25 protein-coding genes are annotated in these 26,300 nt (G+C 56.5%); 18 read left to right on the forward strand and 7 right to left on the reverse strand.

Translation table 11 applies throughout. The annotated features are described in order from the left end of the window. Positions 1-31: 31 nt before the first annotated feature. The 6 genes from sapF to pspF all read right to left on the reverse strand — a co-directional run bounded on the left by sapF (position 32) and on the right by pspF (position 6,377). Positions 32-838, reverse strand: a complete 807-nt coding sequence (gene sapF, locus ACJBF3_RS05765) for a putrescine export ABC transporter ATP-binding protein SapF (protein WP_045329342.1) — start codon at positions 836-838, stop codon at positions 32-34. 1 nt (position 839) lies between these two features. Continuing rightward, positions 840-1,832, reverse strand: coding sequence for a peptide ABC transporter ATP-binding protein SapD (gene sapD, locus ACJBF3_RS05770; protein ID WP_032640940.1), 993 nt, complete (start codon positions 1,830-1,832; stop codon positions 840-842). Beyond that, entirely contained in the window at positions 1,832-2,722 is an 891-nt protein-coding gene (sapC, locus tag ACJBF3_RS05775; protein ID WP_047716637.1) for a putrescine export ABC transporter permease SapC, read from the reverse strand. Before sapC ends, sapD begins: the two co-directional genes overlap by 1 nt. Then, on the reverse strand, positions 2,709-3,674 hold the full coding sequence (gene sapB, locus ACJBF3_RS05780) for a putrescine export ABC transporter permease SapB (RefSeq protein ID WP_045329338.1): 966 nt from the start codon (positions 3,672-3,674) through the stop codon (positions 2,709-2,711). Before sapB ends, sapC begins: the two co-directional genes overlap by 14 nt. After that, positions 3,671-5,311: an ABC transporter substrate-binding protein SapA gene (sapA, locus tag ACJBF3_RS05785; protein ID WP_045329336.1), complete on the reverse strand. Its 1,641-nt coding sequence runs from the start codon at positions 5,309-5,311 to the stop codon at positions 3,671-3,673. Before sapA ends, sapB begins: the two co-directional genes overlap by 4 nt. Positions 5,312-5,399: 88 nt before the next feature. Then, complete coding sequence (pspF, locus tag ACJBF3_RS05790; protein WP_045329335.1) at positions 5,400-6,377, reverse strand: phage shock protein operon transcriptional activator; 978 nt, start codon at positions 6,375-6,377, stop codon at positions 5,400-5,402. Between the two features lie 166 nt (positions 6,378-6,543). On the opposite strand from pspF, the gene pspA reads away from it, so the two are divergent. The 15 genes from pspA to ACJBF3_RS05865 all read left to right on the forward strand — a co-directional run bounded on the left by pspA (position 6,544) and on the right by ACJBF3_RS05865 (position 20,974). After that, positions 6,544-7,212 carry a phage shock protein PspA gene (pspA, locus tag ACJBF3_RS05795; protein WP_023617933.1) on the forward strand — a complete coding sequence of 223 codons (669 nt, stop codon included), beginning with the start codon at positions 6,544-6,546 and terminating at the stop codon, positions 7,210-7,212. A gap of 49 nt (positions 7,213-7,261) precedes the next feature. Next, positions 7,262-7,486 (forward strand): envelope stress response membrane protein PspB, encoded by a 225-nt coding sequence (gene pspB, locus ACJBF3_RS05800; protein WP_045329334.1) that lies wholly within the window; start codon positions 7,262-7,264, stop codon positions 7,484-7,486. After that, positions 7,486-7,845: an envelope stress response membrane protein PspC gene (gene pspC, locus ACJBF3_RS05805; RefSeq protein ID WP_045329333.1), complete on the forward strand. Its 360-nt coding sequence runs from the start codon at positions 7,486-7,488 to the stop codon at positions 7,843-7,845. Before pspB ends, pspC begins: the two co-directional genes overlap by 1 nt. 12 nt (positions 7,846-7,857) lie before the next feature. Then, entirely contained in the window at positions 7,858-8,082 is a 225-nt protein-coding gene (gene pspD / locus ACJBF3_RS05810) for a phage shock protein PspD (RefSeq protein ID WP_023312043.1), read from the forward strand. A 193-nt stretch (positions 8,083-8,275) separates the two neighbouring features. After that, complete coding sequence (locus ACJBF3_RS05815; RefSeq protein WP_045331187.1) at positions 8,276-9,973, forward strand: alpha-amylase family glycosyl hydrolase; 1,698 nt, start codon at positions 8,276-8,278, stop codon at positions 9,971-9,973. Between the two features lie 14 nt (positions 9,974-9,987). Further along, positions 9,988-11,280, forward strand: a complete 1,293-nt coding sequence (locus tag ACJBF3_RS05820; protein ID WP_045331185.1) for an ABC transporter substrate-binding protein — start codon at positions 9,988-9,990, stop codon at positions 11,278-11,280. A 22-nt stretch (positions 11,281-11,302) separates the two neighbouring features. Beyond that, entirely contained in the window at positions 11,303-12,184 is an 882-nt protein-coding gene (locus ACJBF3_RS05825; RefSeq protein ID WP_022648300.1) for a carbohydrate ABC transporter permease, read from the forward strand. Then, positions 12,171-13,013, forward strand: a complete 843-nt coding sequence (locus tag ACJBF3_RS05830; RefSeq protein WP_032640920.1) for a carbohydrate ABC transporter permease — start codon at positions 12,171-12,173, stop codon at positions 13,011-13,013. The genes ACJBF3_RS05825 and ACJBF3_RS05830 overlap by 14 nt, the downstream gene beginning before the upstream one ends. A gap of 28 nt (positions 13,014-13,041) precedes the next feature. Further along, positions 13,042-14,094, forward strand: coding sequence for a zinc-binding alcohol dehydrogenase (locus tag ACJBF3_RS05835; protein ID WP_045331181.1), 1,053 nt, complete (start codon positions 13,042-13,044; stop codon positions 14,092-14,094). A 17-nt stretch (positions 14,095-14,111) separates the two neighbouring features. Further along, complete coding sequence (locus ACJBF3_RS05840; protein WP_045331178.1) at positions 14,112-14,900, forward strand: sugar phosphate isomerase/epimerase; 789 nt, start codon at positions 14,112-14,114, stop codon at positions 14,898-14,900. A gap of 11 nt (positions 14,901-14,911) precedes the next feature. Beyond that, positions 14,912-15,970 (forward strand): Gfo/Idh/MocA family protein, encoded by a 1,059-nt coding sequence (locus tag ACJBF3_RS05845; RefSeq protein ID WP_045331196.1) that lies wholly within the window; start codon positions 14,912-14,914, stop codon positions 15,968-15,970. Then, entirely contained in the window at positions 15,964-18,243 is a 2,280-nt protein-coding gene (locus tag ACJBF3_RS05850) for a glycoside hydrolase family 65 protein (RefSeq protein ID WP_045331177.1), read from the forward strand. The genes ACJBF3_RS05845 and ACJBF3_RS05850 overlap by 7 nt, the downstream gene beginning before the upstream one ends. Next, positions 18,233-18,898, forward strand: a complete 666-nt coding sequence (pgmB, locus tag ACJBF3_RS05855; RefSeq protein ID WP_045331173.1) for a beta-phosphoglucomutase — start codon at positions 18,233-18,235, stop codon at positions 18,896-18,898. The genes ACJBF3_RS05850 and pgmB overlap by 11 nt, the downstream gene beginning before the upstream one ends. A gap of 13 nt (positions 18,899-18,911) precedes the next feature. Next, entirely contained in the window at positions 18,912-19,994 is a 1,083-nt protein-coding gene (locus tag ACJBF3_RS05860; RefSeq protein ID WP_045331171.1) for an ABC transporter ATP-binding protein, read from the forward strand. Between the two features lie 65 nt (positions 19,995-20,059). Next, positions 20,060-20,974, forward strand: coding sequence for an OmpG family monomeric porin (locus ACJBF3_RS05865; RefSeq protein ID WP_045331168.1), 915 nt, complete (start codon positions 20,060-20,062; stop codon positions 20,972-20,974). Positions 20,975-21,006: 32 nt separating this feature from the next. On the opposite strand, the gene ACJBF3_RS05870 is transcribed toward ACJBF3_RS05865, so the two are convergent. Then, complete coding sequence (locus ACJBF3_RS05870) at positions 21,007-22,017, reverse strand: LacI family DNA-binding transcriptional regulator (RefSeq protein ID WP_045331166.1); 1,011 nt, start codon at positions 22,015-22,017, stop codon at positions 21,007-21,009. Between the two features lie 155 nt (positions 22,018-22,172). On the opposite strand from ACJBF3_RS05870, the gene ACJBF3_RS05875 reads away from it, so the two are divergent. The 3 genes from ACJBF3_RS05875 to tyrR all read left to right on the forward strand — a co-directional run bounded on the left by ACJBF3_RS05875 (position 22,173) and on the right by tyrR (position 26,273). Further along, positions 22,173-23,570, forward strand: coding sequence for a YcjX family protein (locus ACJBF3_RS05875; RefSeq protein ID WP_045331163.1), 1,398 nt, complete (start codon positions 22,173-22,175; stop codon positions 23,568-23,570). Then, entirely contained in the window at positions 23,567-24,619 is a 1,053-nt protein-coding gene (locus ACJBF3_RS05880; RefSeq protein WP_045331161.1) for a YcjF family protein, read from the forward strand. Before ACJBF3_RS05875 ends, ACJBF3_RS05880 begins: the two co-directional genes overlap by 4 nt. Positions 24,620-24,731: 112 nt before the next feature. Next, positions 24,732-26,273: a transcriptional regulator TyrR gene (gene tyrR, locus ACJBF3_RS05885; protein WP_045331158.1), complete on the forward strand. Its 1,542-nt coding sequence runs from the start codon at positions 24,732-24,734 to the stop codon at positions 26,271-26,273. Positions 26,274-26,300: the final 27 nt, after the last annotated feature.

Consider the following 26,300-nt stretch of genomic DNA (forward strand, 5'->3'; position numbering starts at 1 on the left):
TTTAATCCTTATTGAACGATGCAGCGTTTGTTTACCGATCTTTTCGCCATGCGTCGGCGGTCAATGCTTCACCGAAATGACCGGCGATCAATCGTTTGGTCAGTTCATGAAGCGGGGAAGCCATCACATCCGCGGTGCTGCCGCGCTCGACCACTTCGCCCTGGTGCATGACCATCACCTGATCGCTGATGTGTTTCATCATGCCCAGATGCTGGGTTACGTAAATATACGAAATCCCCTGTTTTTCCTGCAGTTCCAGCATCAGGTTAATCAGCTGTGAGCGCATAGACATATCCAGCGAGGCAAGCGCTTCATCCGCAACGATCACTTTTGGCCGCAAGATTAATGCACGCGCCAGACCCAGACGCTGTTTCTGGCCAGGGGCCAGCATATGCGGGTAGTAGCTTTCGTGATCCGGTAACAGACCCACCATGCGCAGGGTTTCAACTACGCGCTTACGGCGCGCCTCTGGCTCCAGGTCGGTGTTCAGACGCAGCGGAAAATCGAGGATCTGCGAGATGCGCTGGCGTGGATTGAGCGAGGTAGACGGATCCTGGAAGATCATGCGAATACGCTGGCTGCGGAAAGAGTAATCGCCGAACGTCAGAGGATGATCGTCAATCAATACTTCCCCTGCGGTCGGTTCAACCATGCCGGCGAGCATTTTCGCCAGGGTGGATTTCCCTGAGCCGTTCTCGCCGATGATCGCCAGGGTCTGTTTTTCGCGCAGCGTAAAGCTCAGCGGTTTCACCGCGTCGACGGTCTGACGATGAAACAGCCCCGTGCGGTAGCGAAAGGTCTTACTCAGGTTGCGGACTTCAAGCAAGGTTTCGACCATTTCACTCTCTCTCCATGTTCAGCGGGAAATGACAGGCGTAAAGATGATTTTTGGCTCCGGTCAGGCGCGGCGTCTCGATACACTTACGCTGCGCATAGGGGCATCGCGGCCCCAGACGGCAGCCTATCGGCAAAGATTCCAGCAGCGGAATTGCCCCTGGCAGGGTATTCAGGCGGCTCTTATGCGGCATCGCGCTGCCAAAATCCGGAATGGCGCGGATAAGCGCCTGAGTGTACGGATGATGCGGCGCGGTGACCAGATCTTCACTCGGCGCGGTTTCGACCGTTTGCCCGCAGTACATCACGTCAATCTTATCCGCCCATTTGCTGAGCATCTGCAGGTCATGGCTGATGAGCAAAATGGTGGTGTTGTTATTCTGGTTGAGACGCGACAGCAGGCGGAAAATTTGCGCCTGCGTGGTAGGTTCCATCGCGTTCGTCGGTTCATCTGCAATCAGCAAACGCGGCTGATTGGCCAGCGCGATGGCAATCATCACCTTCTGGCATTCACCGTCGGTCAGCTCATACGGGAAGCTGCGCATCGCATCTTTGTGATCTTTGATGCCAACGCGGTGCAAAAGCTCGATGGCGCGACGTTTGCGCCAGCCGAAACGCTGCCACCAGCGGCCTTTATAGGTCCAGCCGGGGATGTTCTGCATCAGCTGTTTGCCCACGCGTTCGGACGGGTCGAGACAGGACTGAGGCTCCTGGAAAATCATCGAGACGTTATGCCCGACCAGCTTGCGCCGCTCGCGGGGGGAGAGGCGCAGCAGGTCGATATCGTCGAAGCGCATGCGGTCTGCGGTAACGCGCCAGTTGTCTTTCGCCACGCCGCAGATGGCTTTGGCAATCAGGCTTTTTCCCGAGCCGGATTCCCCCACCAGCCCGCGTATCTCCCCCTCCGCGAGGGTGATGCTGATGCGGTCGACGGCCTTAACCCAGCCTTCGCCGGTTTTAAATTCAATGGTGAGGTTGCGAATATCAAGAAGCGGCATTATTGCACCCCCGCGTTAATTGCACGGCGAATACCGTCGCCCAACAGGTTAATCAGCAGCACGCTCACCATAATGGCCGCACCCGGCAGCATAACCGTCCACGGCGCGACGTAGATAAGTTCCAGCGCGTCGCCGAGCATAGCGCCCCATTCAGGCGACGGCAGCTGCGCGCCAAGGTCGAGGAAGCCGAGCGCCGCGATGTCCAGAATCGCCATCGACAGGGCGCGGGTGATCTCGGTGACCAGCCCGGCCGCGATGTTCGGCAGCACGGCAAACCACAGAATGTTGAAGGTCGTCGCGCCGTCCAGACGGGCGGCAACAACGTACTCTTTTTCCAGCTCATCATGCACCATGCTGTAAACCGAACGCACGATGCGGGGCAGGATAGCCAGCCAGACGGCAAACATGGCATGCGAAAGATGCGGACCGGCAAAGGCAACCACAACGATCGCCAGCAGCAGAGACGGAATCGACAGCAGCGTATCCAGAATGTGGTTAAGCACCGCCGAGCGCAGGCCATGCGTGGAGCCTGCAAAAATGCCGAGCGCCAGCCCGCAGATCGTTGCCGCGAGCGTCACCACAAACGCGCCGCCCACCGTCGGGGCAGCACCGCTCAGCAGGCGGCTCAGCACGTCACGCCCGAGGTCGTCCGTGCCCAGGAAGAAAGAGACTTCTCCGTAGCGGGACCAGGACGGCGGCAGCAGCTGATAGCCAAGGAACTGCTGGTCAATGCCATACGGCGCAAACCACGAGCCAAAGACGCACAGCAACACCAGGCCGGCGCAGCCATAAAGGCCGATCATCGCCGTGGTATCGCCATAGAATTTACGCCACACGGTACGCAGCACACCGGGCGTGCGCTTTTCATTGTATACGCTATCGTAAGGCATACCATTCCTTATGCTTCAATGGGTTAGCCATGGCACCCAGAATATCGGACAACACGTTAACAATAATCACCAGCGAACCAATCACCATCACGCCTGCGGAAATCGCGGCGTAGTCCTGCTGGCGAATGGCGTTAATCAGCCAGCGTCCCAGGCCGGGCCAGCTAAAGACCATCTCGGTGATCATGGCCAGCGTCAGCATGGTGGAAAACTGTAATCCCAGACGGGGAATAACCGGCGGCAGCGCGTTGTGCAGGACGTTGCGGCGCAGTATGGTCAGGCGCGACAGTCCGCGCGTGGCGGCGGCTTTGATATAGTTCTGCTCAAACACCTCGATGGTGCTCAGGCGCATCAGGCGGATCACTTCTGTCGTCGGCGCAACCGCCAGCGTCAGCACCGGCAGCACCATATGGCGCAGGGCGCTGACGATCATCTCATGCCGCCATACCGAATCGGACAGCCATGCGTCAATGATGGCAAAGCCGGTCACCGATTTAACCGTGTAGAGCAGGTCAAAACGGCCAGACACCGGCAGCCAGCCCAACGTCAGGGAGAAGAACAGCGTCAGCAGGAGCGCCAGCCAGAATACCGGGATGGAGAAGCCGAACAGGGCGAGGGCGCTGATAAACTTATCCTGCCATTTATTGCGATAGATCCCGGCCAGCATGCCCACGGGGATCCCGACCATCAGGGCAAAGCCGAACGCCAGAATGCACAGCTCCATCGTTGCCGGAAAAACCTCTTTCAGCTGGTCAGAAATCAGCTGCCCGTTAATGCTGGACACGCCGAAGTCCCAGTGCAGCAGCCCGTTAAACCAGAAGAGCCAGGCATCCCACAGCGACGACCCCTGGAGCGGCGCATGGGGCGTGAAGTAGCTCAGGCTAAAGCCGACAAAGTTCAGGAAAAAGAGCGTCACCAGCAGTAAAAGGAGCCGACGTAAGGTAAAAATAATCATGGTTTTTTCACCTCTTGTTCTTTTTCACGCGACACGCCGGCGAACGAAGCGTTGCCGAACGGGCTCAGCACCAGGCCTTTAATATCATAACGATACGCCTGAAGACGCAGGGAAGAGGCCAGCGGCAGCACGGGCAGCTCCTCGGCGAGGATCTTCTGCGCTTCATCATAGGCGTCGATGCGTGAGGCCAGCTGTTGGGAAGACAGCGCTTTTTGCAGCACGGCGTCAAACTCCCGATTACACCAGTGGGCGTAGTTGGTCTGCGAGTTTATCGCCGCGCAGCTCAGCAGCGGTCGGAAGAAGCTGTCCGGATCGTTACTGTCCGTGGCCCAGCCGGTCAGGGTCAAATCATGATTCATGTCCATCAGGCGCGCCTCCTGGAAACGGCCCTCAACCGGTACGATAATCACCTTAACGCCCACCTGCGCCATGTCCGCCTGCAGCAGTTCGGCGGTCTTGAGCGGGCTCGGGTTCCACGCCTGGGAGCTGGTCGGCACCCAAAGCTGCAGCGTCAGGTTTTCCGCCCCCAGCGCCTTCAGCTGTTCACGCGCTTTCGCCGGATTGTATTCCGTAATTTTAGCCTCACCGTCATAGGCCCACGAGGCGCGCGGTAAAATTGAGGCGGCGGTTTCCGCCGTGCCGTAATAAATCGACTGCATCAGGCGCTGGTTGTTGATCGCCAGCGCCAGCGCATGACGAACGGCAGGGTTATTCAGCGGCGGCTTATCCGTGTTAAAGGCCAGATAAGCGATATTCATGCCGGGGCGTAACGTCAGGCGCAGACGCGGATCGTCGCGCAAAATGGTGAGCTGGCTGGCGGCGGGCCAGGCAAGCACGTCGCATTCGCCGGTAAGCAGTTTCGACAGGCGTCCCGTTCCGCCCGAACCGAGATCGACCACCACCTGCGGCATCAGCGGGGTGCCGCGCCAGAAATGCTCATGACGCTGCAAACGAATATATTGCCCGGCGCGGTATTCAGCCAGCTGGAACGGCCCGGTGCCGACAGGCTGACGATCGAGCAGCTCCTGACGATCCTTTTTCGTCAGGTTCGCCGCATATTCCGCAGACATGACCGACGCATAGTGGGTCGCAAGGTGCCAGAGGAAGGAGGCATCCGCTCGCGTCAGCGTAAATTCTACCGTCCGGCTATCCAGCTTGCGCACGCTCTTGACGGTATCGGCAAACTGCAGGCTGTCGAAATAGGGGAAGTTGCTGCCGTTAACGTTATGCCACGGGTGATTGCGGTTGAAGATGCGCTGGAAGGTAAAGACCACGTCGTCCGCGTTTAGCTTGCGCGTGGGGGTAAACCACGGCGTGCGCTGAAACGCAACGTCATCGCGCAGGTGAAAACGGTAGGTTGCGCCGTTATCCAGGACTTCCCAGCTTTCCGCAAGCTCGGGTACCAGGCGGTAGGTGTACGGGTCAACGTCAAGCAGGCGATCGTAAAGCTGTGCGGCCAGGGTATCCACGATCAGGCCGCTGCCCGCTTTTTGCGGGTTGAAGGTATCTACCTGGCCGCTTACGCAATAGACGAAGCCGCTGTCACGAATATCAGGCTGCGGCGTTTGCCCGGGCGCGGCGAAGGCCAGGCTGCTAAACAGACCGAGTGCAAAAAAGGACGATAAAACCAGACGCATAATTTTTAAGGTTTTTAGGTTCGATCTGCAAAGTGTATCGCACTTACGCCTGCTTCGTAAAAATGTCTGCGGGTAAGTGCTGATATTGTCAGCGCATTTGATGCTTTTTGAGCAATGCCCTTAACTGATGGTAGGTCAGACCCAGCAGTTCAGCCGCCCGTTTCTGGTTATATTTCGCGATCTTAAGGCTTTGCTCCAGCAGCTGTTTCTCCTGGTCGTGCTGGAACTGGCGCAAATCAAGGGGGAGAGTGGGGGCGTCGCCAGAAGACGCAGGGGCGGACGGCGGCGATGCGCTGCGCTGAAAAGGATCGATAATGATGTTGTCCAGCTCGGTATCGCTGCTGCCGTGGCGATAGACGGAACGCTCCACGACGTTTTTTAGCTCGCGGATATTGCCCGGCCAGTGGTAAGCCAGCAGCGTCTCCCGCGCATAATCGCTAAAGCCGGGGAACAGAGGCAGGCCAAGCTCGCGGCACATCTGAATGGCAAACTGGTCTGCCAGCAGCATGATGTCGCTTTTTCGCTCGCGCAGCGGAGGAAGCTGCACGACGTCAAAGGCCAGGCGGTCGAGCAGGTCGGCACGGAATTTCTCCTGTGCCACCATTTCCGGCAGGTTGGCGTTCGTGGCGCACACCAGGCGCACGTTGACCTGCAGCGGCTGGCTGCCGCCGACGCGCTCCAGCTCGCCGTACTCAATCACGCGCAGCAGTTTTTCCTGCACCAGCATGGGCGCGGTGGCCAGTTCATCAAGAAACAGCGTCCCGCCGTCGGCGCGCTCAAAGCGTCCGGGATGGCGTTTCTGGGCGCCGGTAAAGGCGCCCGCTTCATGGCCGAACAGCTCGGTGTCGAGCAGGTTTTCATTCAGCGCCGCGCAGTTGAGGGAAATGAAGGGACCGTCCCAGCGCCCGGATAGGTAATGCAGGCGGTTGGCTATCAGCTCTTTCCCCGTACCGCGCTCGCCGATGATTAGCACCGGCTTATTGAGCGGCGCCAGGCGAGAAACCTGTTCCAGCACTTCGAGAAAGCTGTTCGCTTCGCCGAGTAAATTGTCTTTGTATCCAGGCATGATGAAATTAACCACTCCTTAGCGATATTCACCAGGCAAGAATAGTTCTTCATTGCCTGAAAATCAATCAGACCCATTGAAATCAATAAGATAAAAAGTTGGCATGATGTTTGTATAATCTGTTCAGCAGGGCATCGCCCGATAACAGAACTATGAGGATTTGATTATGGGTATTTTTTCTCGTTTTGCCGACATCGTGAACGCCAACATCAACTCGCTGCTTGAGAAAGCGGAAGATCCGCAGAAGCTGGTACGCCTGATGATTCAGGAGATGGAAGACACGCTGGTTGAAGTGCGTTCTACCTCCGCCCGCGCGCTGGCGGAGAAAAAACAGCTTACGCGTCGTATTGAACAGGCCACCGCTCAGCTGAACGAATGGCAGGAAAAAGCGGAGCTTGCGCTGCGCAAAGATAAAGAGGATCTGGCCCGCGCGGCGCTAATCGAAAAACAGAAGCTGGCGGATATGGTCGCGACGCTGGAACATGAAGTGACGCTGGTGGACGATACGCTCACTCGCATGAAGAAAGAGATTGGCGAGCTGGAGAACAAGCTGAGCGAAACCCGCGCGCGTCAGCAGGCGCTGACCCTGCGTCACCAGGCGGCAAGCTCATCCCGCGACGTGCGTCGTCAGCTGGACAGCGGTAAGCTTGATGAAGCGATGGCGCGTTTTGAATCATTTGAACGTCGCATCGACCAGATGGAAGCGGAAGCCGAGAGCCACGGCATCGGCAAGCAGAAGTCGCTGGATCAGCAGTTTGCCGATCTGAAGGCCGATGATGAAATCAGCGAACAGCTGGCGGCCCTGAAAGCCAAAATGAAGCAAGACAACCAATAATAATGCCTGCGGCACCTGAGCGTGCCGCATCGTAAGACAAGGAGTACACATGAGCGCGCTTTTTCTGGCCATTCCCCTGACAATTTTCGTGCTGTTCGTTTTGCCGATTTGGCTATGGCTGCACTACAGCAGCCGTTCTTCACGGGGCGAACTTTCCCAGAGTGAACAACAGCGTCTGGTACAGCTCTCCGATGAGGCGAACAAAATGCGCGAACGCATTCAGGCGCTGGAAGCTATCCTGGATGCTGAGCATCCAAACTGGAGGGACCGCTAATGTCTGGACTGAATCTGAACAAAAAGCTGTGGCGTATTCCCCAGCAGGGCATGGTGCGCGGCGTTTGTGCCGGGCTGGCGCATTATCTTGATGTCCCGGTTAAGCTGGTGCGGGTGGTGACGGTGCTGTCGATCTTCTTTGGTCTGGCCTTTATTACCCTGGTGGCATATATCGTCCTGTCGTTTGTTCTGGATCCGATGCCGGAAGGGGAACTGACTGCGGAAGGTGCCCCCACCAGCAGCGATCTTCTCAATGCCGTCGATGAACAACTCGCCGCCGGTGAGAAGCGGCTACGGGAAATGGAACGCTATGTCACATCCGATACCTTTACGCTGAGAAGTCGTTTCCGTCAGCTTTAAGAGAGAAATGAGATGAAACAACACTGGCAACAGGCCGGTCAGAAGGTAAAACCCGGCCTGAAAATCGCAGGTAAACTGGTCCTGCTGACCGCGTTACGTTTCGGCCCGGCAGGCGTGGCGGGTTGGGCGATAAAATCCGTTGCCCGCAAGCCGGTCAGAATGGTGCTGGCCGTGGCGCTCGAACCGCTGTTGCAAAAGGTGGCAAAGCGGCTTTCTCGCCGCTACTTATCCCAATGATCCCCGCTGGCGCTAGCCCTTTCCCCTCCGGGAGAGGGGCTGGCCCTTAACCTTATTTTTCTTTTCCCCGTCCTTTCTTTGCGGCAGCTCACACTATTGTACTGAGCTGCTTTGCTATCGCATTTTTCTCCTGCCCGGTCCGTTGACAGATATTTTTCATGGGAGTAGATTGCCACTCCGTGGGACCGCTACCATGGAAAATAAAGTGAACGAAAAAATTAAAGCACTCATTAATCTTGTTTATGGAAAAACGTTTTCTGAAGCCCAACTCAATGTGCTGTTGGAAAATATTGGAAAGGCCGCGTCTGTTATTACTGAAAAACGTAAAGCAGGCTGGGATGAAAAAGATGTTGTTCTGATTACCTATGCCGATCAGTTTTCCGCGAAAGGCGAGAAGGCGCTGCCGGTTTTTACCCGTTTTTATAACAAATGGCTTTCTCATTCTTTTTCGCATGTCCATCTTTTGCCTTTTTATCCGTGGTCTTCAGATGATGGCTTTTCTGTCATCGATTATCATGAGGTTGCACCGGAAACCGGAACGTGGCGAGATATTGCTGAATTAAAACAGTCAGCCAGTTTGATGTTTGATTTCGTGTGCAACCACATGTCGGCCAAAAGCAAATGGTTTGCTAATTACCTGAATCAAACGCCTGGGTATGACGATTTCTTTATTTCTGTCGACCCTGAAACAGACTTATCCGCAGTAACGCGTCCGCGTGCCTTACCGCTGCTTACGCCTTTTACGATGCATGATGGCAGCGTGCGACACCTGTGGACCACCTTCAGCGAGGACCAGATTGATCTCAACTTCGCCTCTCCGCAGGTGCTGATCGCAATGGTCGACGTGCTGCTGCATTACCTGATTGAAGGGGCGCGATACATTCGCCTGGATGCAGTGGGCTTCATGTGGAAAATACCCGGAACCAGCTGCATCCACCTTGAGCAAACCCATCGGCTCATCCAGCTTTTCCGTGCCATTACCGAGGCTGTCGCGCCGGGAACGGTAATCATCACCGAGACGAACGTGCCGCATAAAGATAACGTCTCTTACTTCGGTGACGGTCAAAATGAAGCGCAGATGGTTTATCAGTTCTCATTGCCCCCGCTGGTGCTGCATGCGGTGCATTCTCAGGACGTTCGGACGCTGAGCCAGTGGGCCGCGTCGCTTGCGTTGCCTTCCACAAAAACCACCTGGTTTAACTTCCTGGCCTCGCATGACGGGATTGGGCTGAATCCGTTACGCGGCATTTTACCCGAGTCGGACATCCTTTCGCTGGTCGAGAAACTTCAGGCTGAAGGGGCACTGGTTAACTGGAAAAATAACCCGGATGGTACGCGCAGCCCTTATGAAATTAATGTGACCTATCTGGATGCATTAAGTACGCGCGACAGTCTTGATAGCGATCGGATCGCCCGGTTTATTCTGGCCCATGCCGTTCTGTTAAGTTTCCCCGGCGTGCCTGCGATTTATATCCAGAGTATTCTCGGTTCCCGTAATGATTATGCCGGTGTTGAACGCCTGGGATACAACCGCGCGATTAATCGTGAGAAATACGCGGCAGGAGAAATTGATAGCGCGCTTGAGGATAGACATAGCCTGCGTTCTCAGGTTTATTCCTCATTAAGCCGGTTAATCACGCTGCGTCGGGCGGAGAAAGCATTTCATCCTGCCAGCGAGGCTTATTTTAGCGCCTCGGGGGACCATGTTTTAAAAATCGTTCGCGTAGCGAATGGTGGCGAAAAAATAACGGCGCTGTTTAATTTCAGTGATGGCATTCAAACGGTGGAGTCCGATATTCAATCCGGAACGGAGTTGATTACGGGAAAAAATATTACAGATAAAACGCTGACCCTACATCCGTGGCAGGTGCTGTGGATTAAAGAAAACTAAAAAGGACCTTAAAAATGAAAATGCCCCGAATTGTGCTGATATCAGCACTGGTTTCGTGCGCCTTGCTGTCAGGCTGCAAGGATGACAAAAAATCGGCTGTCACCATTGAGTTTATGCATTCATCGGTTGAGCAGGAGCGTCAGGCGGTTATCACGAAGCTGATCGAAAAATTCGAGAAAGAGAACCCTGGCATCACGGTGAAACAGGTGCCGGTAGAAGAGGATGCCTACAACACCAAGGTCATTACGCTCGCCAGAACGGGCGCGCTGCCTGAGGTGATTGAAGTCAGCCATGACTACGCGAAAGTCATGGATAAGGAACAGCTGCTGGATCGCAAGGCGATTGGCGAAGCCATTAAAGCGGTCGGGGAGAATACCTTCTATGACGGCATATTGCGTGTTGTTCGCACGGAAGACGGTTCTGCCTGGACGGGGGTACCCGTCAGCGCCTGGCTATCCGGCGTCTGGTACCACAAGGATGTGCTTGCTGCCGCCGGTATTCAGGAGCCGCATAACTGGGAGCAGCTGCTGCAAGCCAGCCAGCGCCTGAACGATCCGGCCAAAAAACATTACGGCATTGCGCTGCCCACTGCGGAAAGCGTGATGACCGAGCAGGCATTCTCCCAGTTTGCGCTTTCCGGCGGGGCGAACGTGTTTGATGCCCAAGGGAACGTCGACATCAATACCCCTGAAATGGCAAAAGCCCTGGCGTTTTATAAAGCTCTGGCCGCGACCACCATGCCGGGCTCAAACGACGTCATGGAGATCAAAGATGCCTTCATGAACGGCTCTGCGCCGATGGCGGTTTACTCAACCTACATCCTGCCGGCGGTATTCCAGGATGGAAACCCAGCCAACCTGGGGTTCGTCGTCCCAACAGAAACATCTTCCGCTGTTTACGGCATGGTCACGTCGCTGACGATTACCACGGGTCAAAACGAAGAGGAAACTCAGGCGGCTGAAAAATTTGTGACCTGGATGGAACAGGCTCAGAACGCAACCGACTGGGTCATGATGTCGCCCGGCGCGGCACTGCCGGTGAACAAGCTCGTGGTGGGCACCGATACCTGGAAAAACAATGAGGTCATTAAAGCGTTTGGGCAACTGCCTTACGAACTTATTGCGCAGTTCCCGAACGTTCAGGTGTTTGGCGCCGTGGGCGACAAAAACTTCACGCGCATGGGCGATGTCACCGGGTCCGGCATTATTAGTTCGATGGTGCATAACGTCACGGTGGGAAAACACGATCTCAGCGCCACGCTTAGCGACAGCCAGAAGCGTCTGACTGACCTGATGTCACAACGATAGGAGCGCTCTGCGGAAGGAAATTATGAAGACGTTGTTTTCTGGTCGTTCAGATATGCCTTTCGCCATGCTGCTGTTGGCCCCCAGCCTGATTTTGCTGGGGGGCCTGGTGGCGTGGCCAATGATTTCCAATATTGAAATCAGTTTCTTACGTTTGCCGCTTAACCCGCGTATTGATGCGGTGTTCGTCGGGCTGGATAACTACATCCGCATTCTCGGGGATGCCGCGTTCTGGCACTCGCTGTGGATGACCTTCTGGTACACCGCGCTGGTGGTCATCGGCAGCACGGGGTTGGGGCTCGCGGTGGCGATCTTCTTTAACCGTGAATTCCGCATGCGGAAAACGGCGCGTTCGCTGGTGATTTTGTCCTACGTCACCCCGTCCATTTCGCTGGTGTTTGCATGGAAATACATGTTCAACAACGGCTACGGCATCGTGAACTATCTGGGCGTCGATCTGCTGCATCTGTATGACCAGGCGCCGCTGTGGTTCGACAATCCTGGCAGCAGCTTTGTGCTGGTGGTGCTGTTCGCGATCTGGCGTTACTTTCCGTACGCGTTCATTTCATTCCTGGCGATTTTGCAGACCATTGATAAGTCACTCTACGAAGCGGCGGAAATGGACGGGGCAAACGCCTGGCAGCGTTTTCGGATCGTTACGCTGCCCGCCATCATGCCGGTGCTGGCAACGGTGGTGACGCTGCGAACCATCTGGATGTTCTACATGTTTGCGGATGTCTATCTGTTGACGACCAAGGTCGATATTTTGGGCGTCTATCTCTACAAAACCGCGTTCGCGTTCAACGATTTAGGCAAAGCAGCGGCGATCTCTGTGGTGCTGTTCGTGATCATCTTCGCGGTGATCCTGCTGACCAGAAAAAGGGTAAACCTCAATGGCAACAAATAAACGCGTCCTCAACCGTATTGGTTTTTATCTGGGGCTGGCGGTGTTTCTGGTCATCACGCTGTTTCCGTTCTTCGTGATGCTCATGACGTCGTTTAAGAGTGCGAAAGAGGCGATATCGCTTAGCCCGACCATTTTGCCGCAGGCGTGGACGCTGCAGCATTACGTCGACATCTTTAATCCGCTGATTTTTCCGTTTGTGGACTATTTCAGAAACAGCATGGTGGTGTCGCTGACCTCCTCGGTGATTGCCGTGTTTCTCGGCACGCTGGGGGCTTACGCTCTGTCCAAACTGCGGTTTAAGGGGCGCACGACGATCAACGCGAGTTTTTATACCGTCTACATGTTCTCCGGGATATTGCTGGTGGTGCCGCTGTTCAAAATCATCACTGCCCTTGGGATCTACGACACCGAGCTGGCGCTGATTATCACCATGGTGACCCAAACGTTACCGACAGCGGTGTTCATGCTGCGCAGCTATTTCGACACCATCCCGGACGAAATCGAAGAAGCCGCGATGATGGACGGCCTGAACCGCCTGCAAATCATCTTTCGCATCACCGTACCGCTGGCGATTTCCGGGCTGGTATCGGTGTTTGTCTACTGCTTCATGGTGGCGTGGAACGACTACCTGTTTGCGTCCATTTTCCTGTCCAGCGCCAGCAATTTCACCTTGCCGGTCGGGCTGAACACGCTCTTTAGCACACCTGATTATATCTGGGGTCGCATGATGGCGGCATCGCTGGTGACGGCACTTCCGGTGGTCATCATGTACGCCCTGTCTGAACGTTTTATTAAAAGTGGTTTGACCGCCGGGGGCGTGAAGGGCTGAGGCGGCCAATTTTAACAAGGAGTCAGTCATGAAAAAGTTAGTTGCGACAGCGCCGCGCGTGGCGGCGCTGGTGGAATATGAAGATCGTCCGGTTGCTGGTCATGAAGTGAAAATTCGCGCCCGCTTCGGCGCGCCGAAACACGGTACCGAAGTGGTGGATTTCCGCGCCGCCAGTCCGTTTATCGATGAAGAGTTCAACGCGGAGTGGCAGATGTTTACCCCGCGTGAAGAGGGCGCCGCGCGCGGGATCGAATTCGGTAAGTTCCAGCTCGGGAACATGATCGTCGGCGACATTATTGAATGCGGTGCTGACGTCATGGAATACCAGCCCGGCGATCGCGTCTGCTGCTATGGCCCGCTGCAGGAGACGGTTATCGTCAACGGGGTGAACAACTACAAGCTGCGCAAAATGCCGCAGGGCGCCTCCTGGAAAAACGCCGTTTGCTACGATCCGGCGCAGTTCGCCATGAGCGGCGTGCGCGATGCCAACGTCCGCGTGGGCGACTTTGTGGTGGTGGTCGGTCTGGGGGCCATCGGACAGATAGCGATCCAGCTGGCGAAAAAAGCCGGTGCGTCAGTCGTCATCGGCGTCGATCCTATCGAACACCGCTGTGAGATCGCCCGCCGTCATGGTGCGGACCACTGCCTGAACCCTATCGGCACGGACGTCGGTCTGGAAATCAAAAAGCTGACCGGGAAGCAGGGCGCGGACGTGATCATCGAGACTAGCGGCTTTGCAGATGCCCTCCAGTCCGCGCTGCGCGGCCTCGCCTACGGCGGCACCATCTCCTACGTTGCGTTCGCGAAACCGTTCGCGGAAGGCTTCAATCTGGGGCGCGAAGCGCACTTTAACAACGCGAAGATTGTCTTCTCCCGCGCGTGCAGCGAGCCAAACCCGGACTACCCGCGCTGGAGCCGCAAGCGTATTGAAGAGACCTGCTGGGAACTGCTGATGAACGGTTATCTGAATTGTGACGATCTGATCGACCCGGTCGTGACCTTCTCTACCTGCGCTGAAAGCTATATGAAATATGTCGATCGGCATCCGGAACTGAGCATCAAAATGGGCGTCACTTTTTAAGCTAAGGAGAGCAAATCATGAAAATTGCAACACAGAACCAGGCCTTTTTCCCGGCCAACATCATGGAAAAATTCGAGTACATCAAAGCGATGGGTTTTGATGGCTATGAAATTGACGGCAGGCTGCTGGTGGAAAACCTCGCCGAGGTGAAGGCGGCGATTAAGGCCACCGGTCTGCCGGTAACGACGGCCTGCGGCGGATACGATGGCTGGATCGGCGACTTCATCGAAGAGCGCCGTCTGAACGGGTTAAAGCAGATTGAACGCATTCTGGAAGCCCTGGCGGAAGTGGGCGGCAAGGGCATTATCGTGCCTGCAGCCTGGGGAATGTTTACCTTCCGTTTGCCGCCAATGACCTCACCACGCAGTCTCGAAGGAGACCGCAAAGCGGTGAGTGCGTCGCTGCGCTGGCTGGATGAGGTGGCCGCGCGCACCGGCACCACCGTCTACCTGGAGCCGCTGAACCGCTATCAGGACCACATGATTAACACCCTGGCAGACGCGCGTCGCTACATTGAAGAGAACCATCTCAAGCACGTGCAGACCATCGGCGATTTCTATCATATGAACATCGAAGAAGATTCGCTGACGGACGCGCTGCATCAGCATCGCGATCTGCTGGGCCATGTGCACATCGCGGATAACCACCGCTATCAGCCGGGCAGCGGCAGCCTCGATTTTGCCAGCCTGTTCGATCGGCTGCGTGCGGATAATTACCAGGGTTACGTGGTGTATGAGTGCCGCGTTCGCGCCGAGGATCCGGCTCGGGCATACCGGGATTCACTCACCTATCTGCGTAAATGCTAAGGATGACGAGCGTGATGAGTGCTTCTACACCTTCGCCTCTGCGCGTTGCCATCATTGGCGCCGGGCAGGTCGCGGATAAAGTGCACGCCTCGTATTACGCCACGCGCAGTGATGTTCAGATGGTGGCCGTCATGGACAGCCACCCTGAACAGGCTCGGGCGTTTGCGGAACGTCATGGTATTCCCTCGGTATGGCAGGATGCGCGAGACATGCTCGAGGCGGCGAAGCCGGATCTGGTGAGCGTCTGTTCGCCTAACCGGTTCCATTTCGAGCACGTCATGGCCGCGCTGGAAGCCGGCTGCCACGTGATGTGTGAAAAACCACCAGCGATGACGCCGCAGGAGGCCGACCGGATGCGCATGGCCGCACGCAGGGCAGGGAAAGTGCTGGCGTATGATTTTCACCATCGCTTTGCTCTCGATACGCAACTGCTGCGCGAGGCCGTGATGAAGGGAGCGCTGGGGGAGATTTATTACACCTCGGCGCAGGCGTTGCGGCGCTGCGGGGTTCCCGGCTGGGGCGTCTTTACCAACAAAACGCTCCAGGGCGGTGGGCCGCTGATTGATATCGGCATCCATATGCTCGATGCCGCGATGTACGTGCTGGGGTTCCCGGCGGTTAAGCGGGTGACGGCACACAGCTTTCAAAGGCTGGGCAACCGAAAAAGCAGCGGCCAGTTTGGCGAATGGGACCCGACGCAGTTTACCGTTGAGGATGCCCTGTTTGGCACGATTGAATTTTGCAACGGCGGCATTCTGCGCCTCGACACGTCGTTTGCGCTCCACATCCGCGAGCAGTCGATCATGAACGTCGCGTTCTGCGGGGAAAAGGCGGGGGCGACGCTGTTCCCGGCGCACATCTACCACGACGAAGCCGGAACTTTAGTCACCCTCTCGCAGCGTGAAGAGGCTGACGACCAGCGTCACAGGCGCAGCATGGATGCCTTCGTGCGCCATGTTCAGGGCGAGCCCGTCACGATCGCCGATGCAGAGCAGGGGCTGGTTATCCAGCAGCTTGTCGCCGCGCTGTATGAATCAGCAGAAACAGGGGAAAGCGTGACGTTATGCTAAACGTGTCTGTATTAACCGACCCGGGCTTTTGTCCACACAGCCTGGATAAATACGGCTCCATTATGGCCTGCGGTAACGGCTACATGGGGATCCGCGCTGCGCACGAAGAAGATTACACCCGGCAAACCAGAGGCATGTATCTTGCGGGGCTCTATCACCGGGCGGGGCGTAACGAGACCACTGAGCTCATCAATCTACCGGATATCATCGGTATGGATGTTGAGCTGGATGGCGTCAACTTCACGCTCCTGTCAGGCGATATTCTTGAGTGGCAGCGCGAGCTGGCGTTTGCCAATGGCGAACTTCGTCGCAGCGTCGTCTGGCGCGCGCCTGACGGAAAACGGTATCGGCTGGAGAGCCGACGTTTTGTGTCGCTGGACCAGCTACCCCTGGTGGCCATGCAGCTTTCGATCACCCCGCTTGATGCTGCCACGCAGGCCGTGCTGAAAACCGGCATTGATGCCACGCAAACGAACAGCGGCAGACAGCATCTGGATGAAATATCGGTCAGAGTGTTTGACCAGCAGTACATGCAGGGCGTGTATGAAACGCAGGACCGTGCGTCAGACGTTGTGATTTCGGCATTTTGTCAGCTCTCCGCGAAGAGCGACAGCTGCTTCACCGCCAAAAACCGTCGTCTCAGCGTTCATCATTCGCTTACGATCGCGAAGGGTGACACCGTCACGCTTGAGAAAATCGTTTGGGTGACCCACCGCAGTGATAAAGCGCTGTCGCAGGCGTCTTTCGCTCACAACGCGCTTGCCGATCTTAAGGTCTGTGCGGCAAGAGGCTATGACGCGCTGCTTGAGAGCTCATCGTATGCCTGGAAAGATGTCTGGCGTGACGCGCGGGTTGAGGTGGACTCTTTTGATCATCAGGATCAGATAGCGCTGGACTACGCCGTCTGGCATTTGACGGCCATGACGCCTGCCCATGATGAGCGAAGCAGCATCGCCGCCAAAGGGCTAACGGGAGAAGGGTACAAAGGCCACGTCTTCTGGGATACCGAAATTTTCCTGCTGCCTTTCCATCTCTTCACGCGTCCCCAAACCGCCCGAAGCCTGCTGCGCTATCGCTGGCTCAACCTGGCCGGGGCGCGGGAAAAAGCCCGTCGCAACGGCTGGCCCGGCGCGTTGTTCCCCTGGGAAAGCGCCGCCAGCGGTCAGGAAGAGACGCCAGAGTTCGCGGCTATCAACATCCGCACCGGCACGCGTCAGAAGGTGGCCTCCGCGCTGGCGGAACACCACATCGTGGCGGACATTGCCTGGGCCGTCGTCGCTTACTGGCAGGCGACGCACGATGATGCCTTTATGCGCAATGAAGGCCTGACGCTGCTGATGGAAACCGCTACGTTCTGGATGGGCCGCGCAACGGAAATCAACGATCGTCTCGAAATCCATGACGTCATCGGACCGGACGAATACACCGAGCATGTGAACAACAACGCTTACACCAACTACCTGGCCTGGCATAACGTTGCCTGCGCCCGCCGGTTTATGGCGATGTTTGGGCGGGAGGATGTTGGTTTTACGCAGAATGCCACACGGTTCCTGACGCGCCTGTGGCTGCCGGAAGCCGGTTCAGACGGCGTGATCCCGCAGGATGATACCTTCATGGCGAAGCCTGCCATTGACCTGAGCCGCTATAAAGCGAAGGCGGGCAAGCAGACCATTCTGCTCGATTATTCCCGTGCGGAAGTGAACGACATGCAGATCCTTAAGCAGGCTGACGTGGTGATGCTGACCTATCTGCTGCCGGAGCGGTTTACGCCGCAGCAGTGCGCCGCCAATCTGGCGTTCTACGAGCCCCGCACGATCCACGACTCTTCGCTGAGCAAGGCCATTCACGGGATTGTCACCGCCCGCTGTGGTGACACCGAAGGTGCCTACGCCTTCTGGCGTGATGGCGTCGCCATTGACCTTGGAGACGATCCCCACAGCTGCGATGACGGAATTCACGCCGCTGCGACCGGCGCAATCTGGTCCGGCGTCATTCAGGGCTTTGCCGGCATGCAGATAGTGGAAGGGGAGCTGCATCTTTCCCCACGGTTGCCAGCCCACTGGCGAAGACTGGCGTTCCCCCTGCGCTGGCGGAACGCAACGCTGCGCTTCACCTGTGAACGCGAGGTGCTAACCATTGTGACGTCGGCTCCGGTCACGCTGACGCTGTGGGGCAAAACGCTACGCGTCTCGGGACATCAGGTTTGCGCTTATAAGGACTTTCTTGCACCCATAAATGGGACCGCTACCACGGAGGGGCGCCATGACGCTTAAAGCCGTTGTATTCGATCTGGACGGTGTGATCACCGACACCGCACACCTCCATTTTCTGGCCTGGCGCGCGGTGGCGGAGGAAATCGGCATCACCATCGACGAGGTGTTTAACGAGCAGCTGAAGGGCATTAGCCGCATGGATTCCCTGCAGCGCATCCTGAAGCATGGCGGGAAAGAGGGGATGCTCAGCGATGAGCAGCGCCTCGCGCTGGCGACGAAAAAAAACGCGCGCTATGTGCAGTCTCTGGCGTCACTGACGGAGGATTCACTGCTGCCAGGCATTCGCAACCTCCTGGCAGATATACGTGCGGCGAACGTCAAAATTGGGCTCGCCTCCGTTTCCCTGAATGCCCCCGGCATATTGCGTGCCCTTGGCATTCAGCACGCTTTTGATTTTTGCGCCGATGCGTCCCTCATTATCTGTTCGAAGCCAGATCCGGAGATCTTCCTTGCCGCCTGTGCAGGCCTGAATGTCCGTCCTGAAGAGGCTATCGGCATCGAAGATGCCCCTGCGGGCGTCGAGGCGATCAACGCCGCGGGAATGCTATCGGTTGGGATTGGATCTGGCTTGAAACATGCGGGATTACAACTTCATTCAACGCGGGAACTGACCTGGACACGCCTGACCGAGTTTTGGGCATCCCGGGCGTATTGATAAGGAATTAACAATGGCTCAACTGTCTCTGAAACACATTCAGAAAATCTATGATAACCAGGTCCACGTGGTGAAGGATTTCAATCTCGAAATCGACGATAAGGAGTTTATCGTCTTCGTCGGGCCTTCTGGCTGCGGTAAGTCCACAACGCTGCGCATGATTGCCGGTCTGGAGGAGATCAGCGCGGGGGAACTGGTTATTGACGGGGTTTGCATGAACGACGTGCCCGCCAAATCTCGCGATATCGCCATGGTGTTCCAGAACTATGCGCTTTACCCGCATATGACGGTCTACGACAACATGGCGTTTGGCCTGAAGATGCAAAAGATTGCGCCTGCGGTTATCGAAGAACGCGTTAACTGGGCGGCACAGATCCTCGGGTTACGCGAGTACCTTAAGCGCAAGCCAGGCGCGCTGTCCGGCGGTCAGCGTCAGCGCGTGGCGCTGGGCAGGGCGATAGTGCGGGAAGCGGGCGTGTTCCTGATGGATGAACCGCTCTCCAACCTTGATGCCAAGCTTCGCGTGCAGATGCGGGCTGAAATCAGCAAGCTGCACCAGAAGCTCAACACCACGATGATTTACGTAACCCACGATCAAACGGAAGCCATGACGATGGCGACCCGCATCGTGATCTTAAAAGACGGCATTATTCAGCAGGTCGGCGCACCGAAGCAGGTATACAACGAACCGGCAAATATGTTTGTCGCGGGGTTCATCGGCTCGCCGGCCATGAACTTTGTTCGTGGCGCTATCGACGACCGCTATTTCGTCACGGAAACGCTGCGTCTGGCGATCCCGGAAGACAAGCTCGCGTCACTGCATGCCGCAGGGTATCAGCGTAAAGCCGTGGTCTTTGGGATCCGCCCAGAAGATATTCTTACTCTGCAGAACAGCGGTGAGAATATCGGGGCGAAAGTCAGCGTAGCCGAACTGACCGGTGCGGAGTTTATGCTTTACGCCACGGTTGGCGGCCATGAGCTGGTTGTTCGCGCGGGTGCCGCGAATGATTATGCCGCAGGGAACAGTATCGGCATCCAGTTCGATATGAATAAGTGCCATTTCTTCGACGCTGAAACCGAAGCGGCTATTAGATAAGAAAGGTGTTCGCCGGAAATACCTATTTCCGGTTTTTTGTTTGTTACTTATAAAGGGAATATTTGATGAGTACTCTACTAAAAAGTGCTGCGCTCGTGCTGTGCGCAGGGGTTAGCTGCGCACAAGCATCAGAAACAGCTAAGCAGTGGGCGTTTAATATTGGTGCGATGTATGAAATTGAAAACGTCGAAGGACAGGGAGAGGATAAAGACGGATTATATGAACCCTCCGTGTGGTTTAATGCAACCTGGGATGCCTGGACAATCTCGCTCGCAATGTATCAGGAAGGGCCCGTTGATTACAGCAGCATGACCCGCGGGACCTATTTCGATCGTCCTGAAGTTGAATTACGCTATCGTTTTATCGGCACCGATGATTTTACTTTCGGTCTGACCGGCGGTTTCCGTAATTATAGCTATCACTTTAAAGATGAACACGGCGCCAGAGACGGCAGCGCAAATATGCAGCGCTATAAAATTCAGCCTGACTGGGATATTAAATTAACCGACGACTGGCGCTTTGGCGGCTGGTTTGCCATGTACCAGTTTGCCAACGACCTGGCAAAAACCGGCTATGCTGACAGCCGCGTCGAAACGGAAACGGGCTTTACCTGGACGCTTAACGAAACCTTTGCAGCTAAAGTAAATTACTATTTAGAGCGCGGTTTCAACATGGACGGTTCCCGTAATAACGGCGAGTTTTCTACTCAGGAAATTCGTGCCTATCTGCCCATTTCGTTAGGCCAGACCACCCTGACGCCTTATACCCGTCTGGGGCTGGATCGCTGGACGAACTGGGACTGGCAGGACGATCCTGAGCGTGAAGGGCACGATTTCAACCGACTCGGTCTTCTCTACGCTTACGATTTCAACAATGGTTTATCCATGACGCTGGAGTACGCCTATGAATGGGAAAATCATGACGAAGGTAAAAATGACCGCTTCCACTATGCGGGCGTCGGGGTAAATTACGCGTTCTGACCGTAAATTCCAGGGGCGAACGGCCCCTGGTTTTAGCGCAGAGAGGCCGCCAGCAGAAAGTGGGTATCAACAAGCACTTTTCGCGGGACGGGATGGCCCGCAATGCGTCTGAACAGAAGATCGCTGCTCTCTTCCCCGAGCTTTCGGATGGGGATATCAAAGCCGCCCGGGGCGGGGGTTAAAACGAGAGACAGCATCGGGTCACTGTATCCGGCTATCACCACCTGCTCTGGGATCATCAGATTCAACTCATCCGCCGCGCGATAAAGGCTGAGAAGCTTCATGCTGTCGGTCGCAAATACCGCATCAGGCGGCGTGGGCGAGGACAACAATTCCAGCGCCACCGTCAGCGCACTTTCATGGGTATAACCGCCATCCCTGATCCACTCGGGGTTAATGGCAATATGATGCTTTTCCAGGCTGGCCTTATAGCCCGCCAGACGATCGATTGAAACATGATAATCAAGCGGCGCATGCAGGCAGGCAATTTTACGGCGACCGTTTTTAATAAAGGTCTCGGTGAGCGTGGCGCTGTCATGAAAATTATCCGTGTCGACGGAATAAATATTCTGGTATTCACCTTCGACTTTGCCGATAACCACGATCGGTACGCCATACGCATCCAGCGTGGTAAAAAAGGATTCATTTGCCGGTGAACTCAGCATAATGATCCCTTTGATCATCTTCTGCTTTATTTTACTCACGCATTTCAGCAGATCGTCTTCGCTGCTTTTTGACGTTTGTAAAATAACATCAAATCCTTCTTCTTCCGCTTTTGCCGTAATGGCGTGAAGCACATCGGAGAAAAACGGATTGCCGGCAGTGGTTTTGGTGGAGCGGGTTGAAATAACCATAATGGCATCGAAGCCTGACGTCGTCAGGGCGCGGGCCAGTTTGTTGGGCTGATAATTTAATTCGTCAATCGCCTTCAGCACTTTGTCCCGTGCTTCGGGAGAAATATTCGTTTGTTTATTCAGAACGCGGGAAACGGTTGATTTCGATACGCCCGCAACCCGTGCGATATCATAGATGGTGGGTGACATACACCTTACTCACTCCGGACTGACAGCAATGTCGTTCATCTTACTGGAGAGAAAACGGCAATAGCAATAAATAAGAATTGATAATCAACGATCTGCCCCCATTTATTGTATTCTGAAACGATGCATTCAAGGCTTCCAGGCAACGAAGGACGGCGATGAAGCGACTTAAAAACGAAATCAATTCACTGGTGAACCGTGGCGTCGATCGTCATCTGCGTCTGGCCGTGACGGGGCTAAGCCGCAGCGGTAAGACGGCGTTTATCACCGCGATGGTAAACCAGCTCCTGAACCTCCACGCCGGGGCGCGTCTGCCGTTACTGAGCGCGGTTCGCGAAGAGCGCCTGCTGGGCGTTAAGCGCGTCCCGCAGCGTGATTTTGGTATTCCCCGTTTCACCTATGACGAAGGGCTGGCGCAGCTCTATGGCGACCCCCCTATGTGGCCGACGCCGACGCGAGGGGTGAGTGAAATTCGCCTTGCGCTACGTTTTCGCTCGAATGAATCCCTGATGCGCCACTTCAAGGATACCTCCACCCTGTATCTTGAGATCGTCGATTACCCCGGCGAATGGCTGCTCGATTTGCCAATGCTGGCGCAGGATTACCTCAGCTGGTCCCGGCAGATGACGGGGCTGTTGCAGGGGCAGCGCGCCGGGTGGTCGGCTAAATGGCGACAGCTCTGCGAGGGCCTGGACCCGCTTGCGCCCGCCGATGAAAACCGCCTGGCGGCCATTGCCGGGGCGTGGACGGACTATTTGCATCAGTGCAAGCAGGAGGGGCTGCACTTCATCCAGCCGGGGCGTTTTGTGTTGCCGGGTGATTTAGCGGGCGCGCCCGCGCTGCAGTTCTTCCCGTGGCCGGACGTGGATGGGGTGGGCGAGTCGACGCTGGCGCAGGCGGACAAACATACGAACGCCGGGATGCTGCGCGAGCGTTACCATTACTACTGCGAAAAGGTGGTCAAAGGATTCTATAAAAATCACTTTTTACGCTTCGATCGCCAGATAGTGCTGGTGGATTGTCTGCAGCCGCTCAACAGCGGGCCGCAGGCATTCAACGATATGCGCCTCGCGCTGACGCAGCTGATGCAAAGTTTTCACTACGGGCAGCGGACGCTGTTTCGCCGTCTGTTCTCACCGGTGATCGACAAACTGCTTTTTGCGGCCACCAAGGCCGATCACGTCACGGTCGACCAGCATGCCAATATGGTATCGCTGCTGCAGCAGCTGGTGCAGGACGCCTGGCAAAACGCCGCCTTCGAAGGGATCGGCATGGATTGCCTTGGGCTCGCGTCCGTCCAGGCGACGCAAAGCGGGCTGATTGACCTCAACGGCGAGAAAATACCGGCGCTGCGCGGCAACCGGCTCAGCGACGGCGAACCGCTCACCGTCTATCCGGGCGAAGTGCCTGCGCGGCTGCCGGGTCAGGCCTTCTGGCAGAACCAGGGCTTCCAGTTTGAAGCCTTCCGCCCGCAGGCAATGAGCGTCGACAGGCCCTTACCGCACATCCGTCTGGATGCGGCGCTGGAGTTTTTGATTGGAGATAAATTGCGATGACGGAACCGTTAAAACCGCGCATAGACTTTACCGGAACGCTTGAGCAGAACCCTCAGGAGGCGTTCAAAACGGCGCAGACGTTCAGCGGTACTCAGGCCGATAATTTCGCCCCTGCGCTGCAGGACGAGCCCGCTGTTGAGGACGGTCCGGCAGAGGCTGTCGTGGACGCCGCGCTGCGTCCAAAACGCAGCCTGTGGCGTCGGATGGTCACCGCCGGTCTGGCGCTGTTTGGCGCAAGCGTGGTTGGGCAGGGCGTGCAGTGGACGATGAATGCCTGGCAAACGCAGGACTGGGTGGCGCTGGGCGGATGCGCCGCGGGTGCGCTGATTGTGGGGGCAGGCGTCGGTTCGGTTGCCACCGAGTGGCGTCGGCTCTGGCGTTTGCGACAGCGCGCGCACGAGCGTGACGAAGCGCGGGATCTGCTTCACAGCCACGGGACCGGCAAAGGTCGCGCATTTTGTGAAAAGCTGGCCAGCCAGGCCGGCATCGATCAGTCTCATCCGGCGCTTCAGCGCTGGTATGCCGCCATCCATGAAACCCAGAATGACCGGGAAGTGGTGACGCTCTACTCCCATATGGTACAGCCGGTGCTGGATGCCCAGGCGCGGCGCGAAATTAGCCGTTCAGCGGCGGAATCCACCCTGATGATTGCCGTCAGCCCGCTGGCGCTGGTCGATATGGCTTTTATCGCCTGGCGTAATCTGCGCCTGATCAACCGTATCGCGAACCTTTACGGTATTGAGTTGGGTTACTACAGCCGGATCAGATTGTTTAAGCTGGTCCTGCTCAATATCGCCTTTGCCGGGGCGAGCGAGCTGGTGCGCGAAGTGGGCATGGACTGGATGTCGCAGGATCTGGCGGCGCGCCTTTCAGCCCGTGCAGCCCAGGGGATCGGCGCGGGATTGCTGACGGCGCGTTTGGGGATAAAAGCGATGGAGGTCTGCCGTCCGCTGCCGTGGATTGACGGCGATAAGCCCCGTCTGGGGGATTTTCGACGCGAACTTATCGGCCAGCTCAAAGAGACGCTCAATAAAAAACCGGCTCCCTGAGGTTTTGTTCACTAATCGTGCTGGCTGTCAATATTTCTTGACAGCCATCTTCCGGATCACCGTGTTCTGACATATCATTTTACTGTTATTGGCTTAAAACGGTGAATTTCCCATGCGTCTTGAAGTCTTCTGTGAGGACCGTCTCGGTCTGACCCGCGAATTACTCGATCTTCTTGTTTTACGTAGCATTGATTTACGTGGCATTGAGATCGACCCTGTCGGGCGAATTTACCTCAATTTTGCCGAAATTGAATTTAATACCTTCAGCAGCCTGATGGCGGAAATCCGCCGTATCGCTGGCGTTACGGATGTCCGCACCATTCCCTGGATGCCCTCCGAGCGCGAGCACCTGGCGCTGAGCGCGCTGCTGGAAGCCATGCCGGAGCCGTTCCTCTCCCTGGATCTGAAAAGCAAAGTTGAGCGCGTTAACCACGCAAGCTGCCAGCTTTTCGCCCAGAGCCAGGAGAAGCTGAGCAATCATCATGCCGCGCAGCTGATCCCCGGCTTTAACTTCCAGCGCTGGCTGGACAGCAACCCGCAGAACACGCACAGCGAGCATGTGGTGATCAACGGGCAGAATTTCCTGATGGAGATCACGCCGGTCTATCTGAAAGGGGAAGGGAATACCCGCGTGCTGACCGGGGCGGTGATCATGCTGCGCTCGACGCTACGCATGGGTCGCCAGCTGCAAAACATTTCCAGCCAGGACGTGGGAGCCTTTAGCCAGATTATTGCCGTCAGCCCGAAAATGCGCCACGTGGTGGATCAGGCGCGCAAGCTTGCCAGCCTGACCGCGCCGCTGCTGATTACCGGCGATACCGGCACCGGGAAGGACCTGCTGGCGCACGCCGTCCATCTGGCAAGCCCGCGTGCGGCTAAGCCTTATCTGGCCCTTAACTGCGCCTCTATTCCGGAAGATGCCGTTGAAAGCGAGCTGTTTGGCCACGCGCCGGAAGGCAAGAAAGGGTTCTTCGAACAGGCCAACGGCGGCTCCGTGCTGCTGGACGAGATCGGCGAAATGTCGCCGCGTATGCAGGCTAAGCTTCTGCGCTTCCTGAACGACGGTACGTTCCGCCGCGTCGGTGAGGATCACGAAGTGCATGTGGACGTGCGCGTCATCTGCGCCACCCAGAAAAACCTGGTGGAGCTGGTGCAAAAGGGGATCTTCCGCGAGGATCTCTATTATCGCCTCAACGTCCTGACGCTGAATATTCCGCCGCTGCGCGATTGCCCGCAGGACATCATGCCGCTGACGGAGCTGTTCGTCGCCCGCTTCGCCGACGAGCAGGGGGTGCCGCGTCCGAAGCTGTCCGCCGATCTCGGCACGGTGCTCATGCGCTACGGCTGGCCGGGCAACATTCGTCAGCTCAAAAACGCCGTTTATCGCGCGCTGACCCAGCTTGAAGGCTATGAGCTGCGTCCGCAGGATATCCTGTTGCCGGATTACGACGCCGGTACGGTATCGGTAGGCGAAGAGGCGATGGAAGGGTCGCTGGACGATATCACCAGCCGTTTCGAACGCTCGGTGCTGACCCAGCTGTACCGCAGCTACCCCAGCACCCGCAAGCTGGCAAAACGCCTTGGCGTCTCGCACACCGCGATCGCGAATAAGCTGCGCGAGTACGGTTTGAACCATAAGAAAGGTGATGAATAACAAAAAGCCTCTGTAAAGAGGCTTTTG

The sequence above is a fragment of the Enterobacter sp. PP-008-ECC_S150 genome (genome assembly GCF_045257065.1).
Taxonomy (GTDB): Bacteria; Pseudomonadota; Gammaproteobacteria; order Enterobacterales; family Enterobacteriaceae; genus Enterobacter; species Enterobacter chengduensis.

What these genes read in the sequence shown, in the direction of transcription:
- sapF (WP_045329342.1), bottom strand. Translation starts at nt 838, where the DNA reads ATGGTCGAAACCTTGCTTGAAGTCCGCAACCTGAGTAAGACCTTTCGC.
- ACJBF3_RS05825 (WP_022648300.1), top strand. Translation starts at nt 11,303, where the DNA reads ATGAAGACGTTGTTTTCTGGTCGTTCAGATATGCCTTTCGCCATGCTG.
- sapC (WP_047716637.1), bottom strand. Translation starts at nt 2,722, where the DNA reads ATGCCTTACGATAGCGTATACAATGAAAAGCGCACGCCCGGTGTGCTG.
- tyrR (WP_045331158.1), top strand. Translation starts at nt 24,732, where the DNA reads ATGCGTCTTGAAGTCTTCTGTGAGGACCGTCTCGGTCTGACCCGCGAA.
- ACJBF3_RS05815 (WP_045331187.1), top strand. Translation starts at nt 8,276, where the DNA reads ATGGAAAATAAAGTGAACGAAAAAATTAAAGCACTCATTAATCTTGTT.
- pgmB (WP_045331173.1), top strand. Translation starts at nt 18,233, where the DNA reads ATGACGCTTAAAGCCGTTGTATTCGATCTGGACGGTGTGATCACCGAC.
- ACJBF3_RS05860 (WP_045331171.1), top strand. Translation starts at nt 18,912, where the DNA reads ATGGCTCAACTGTCTCTGAAACACATTCAGAAAATCTATGATAACCAG.
- ACJBF3_RS05830 (WP_032640920.1), top strand. Translation starts at nt 12,171, where the DNA reads ATGGCAACAAATAAACGCGTCCTCAACCGTATTGGTTTTTATCTGGGG.
- ACJBF3_RS05835 (WP_045331181.1), top strand. Translation starts at nt 13,042, where the DNA reads ATGAAAAAGTTAGTTGCGACAGCGCCGCGCGTGGCGGCGCTGGTGGAA.
- pspB (WP_045329334.1), top strand. Translation starts at nt 7,262, where the DNA reads ATGAGCGCGCTTTTTCTGGCCATTCCCCTGACAATTTTCGTGCTGTTC.
- ACJBF3_RS05850 (WP_045331177.1), top strand. Translation starts at nt 15,964, where the DNA reads ATGCTAAACGTGTCTGTATTAACCGACCCGGGCTTTTGTCCACACAGC.
- ACJBF3_RS05840 (WP_045331178.1), top strand. Translation starts at nt 14,112, where the DNA reads ATGAAAATTGCAACACAGAACCAGGCCTTTTTCCCGGCCAACATCATG.
- ACJBF3_RS05820 (WP_045331185.1), top strand. Translation starts at nt 9,988, where the DNA reads ATGAAAATGCCCCGAATTGTGCTGATATCAGCACTGGTTTCGTGCGCC.
- pspD (WP_023312043.1), top strand. Translation starts at nt 7,858, where the DNA reads ATGAAACAACACTGGCAACAGGCCGGTCAGAAGGTAAAACCCGGCCTG.
- sapD (WP_032640940.1), bottom strand. Translation starts at nt 1,832, where the DNA reads ATGCCGCTTCTTGATATTCGCAACCTCACCATTGAATTTAAAACCGGC.
- ACJBF3_RS05875 (WP_045331163.1), top strand. Translation starts at nt 22,173, where the DNA reads ATGAAGCGACTTAAAAACGAAATCAATTCACTGGTGAACCGTGGCGTC.
- sapA (WP_045329336.1), bottom strand. Translation starts at nt 5,311, where the DNA reads ATGCGTCTGGTTTTATCGTCCTTTTTTGCACTCGGTCTGTTTAGCAGC.
- pspA (WP_023617933.1), top strand. Translation starts at nt 6,544, where the DNA reads ATGGGTATTTTTTCTCGTTTTGCCGACATCGTGAACGCCAACATCAAC.
- ACJBF3_RS05870 (WP_045331166.1), bottom strand. Translation starts at nt 22,017, where the DNA reads ATGTCACCCACCATCTATGATATCGCACGGGTTGCGGGCGTATCGAAA.
- pspC (WP_045329333.1), top strand. Translation starts at nt 7,486, where the DNA reads ATGTCTGGACTGAATCTGAACAAAAAGCTGTGGCGTATTCCCCAGCAG.
- ACJBF3_RS05880 (WP_045331161.1), top strand. Translation starts at nt 23,567, where the DNA reads ATGACGGAACCGTTAAAACCGCGCATAGACTTTACCGGAACGCTTGAG.
- ACJBF3_RS05865 (WP_045331168.1), top strand. Translation starts at nt 20,060, where the DNA reads ATGAGTACTCTACTAAAAAGTGCTGCGCTCGTGCTGTGCGCAGGGGTT.
- sapB (WP_045329338.1), bottom strand. Translation starts at nt 3,674, where the DNA reads ATGATTATTTTTACCTTACGTCGGCTCCTTTTACTGCTGGTGACGCTC.
- pspF (WP_045329335.1), bottom strand. Translation starts at nt 6,377, where the DNA reads ATGCCTGGATACAAAGACAATTTACTCGGCGAAGCGAACAGCTTTCTC.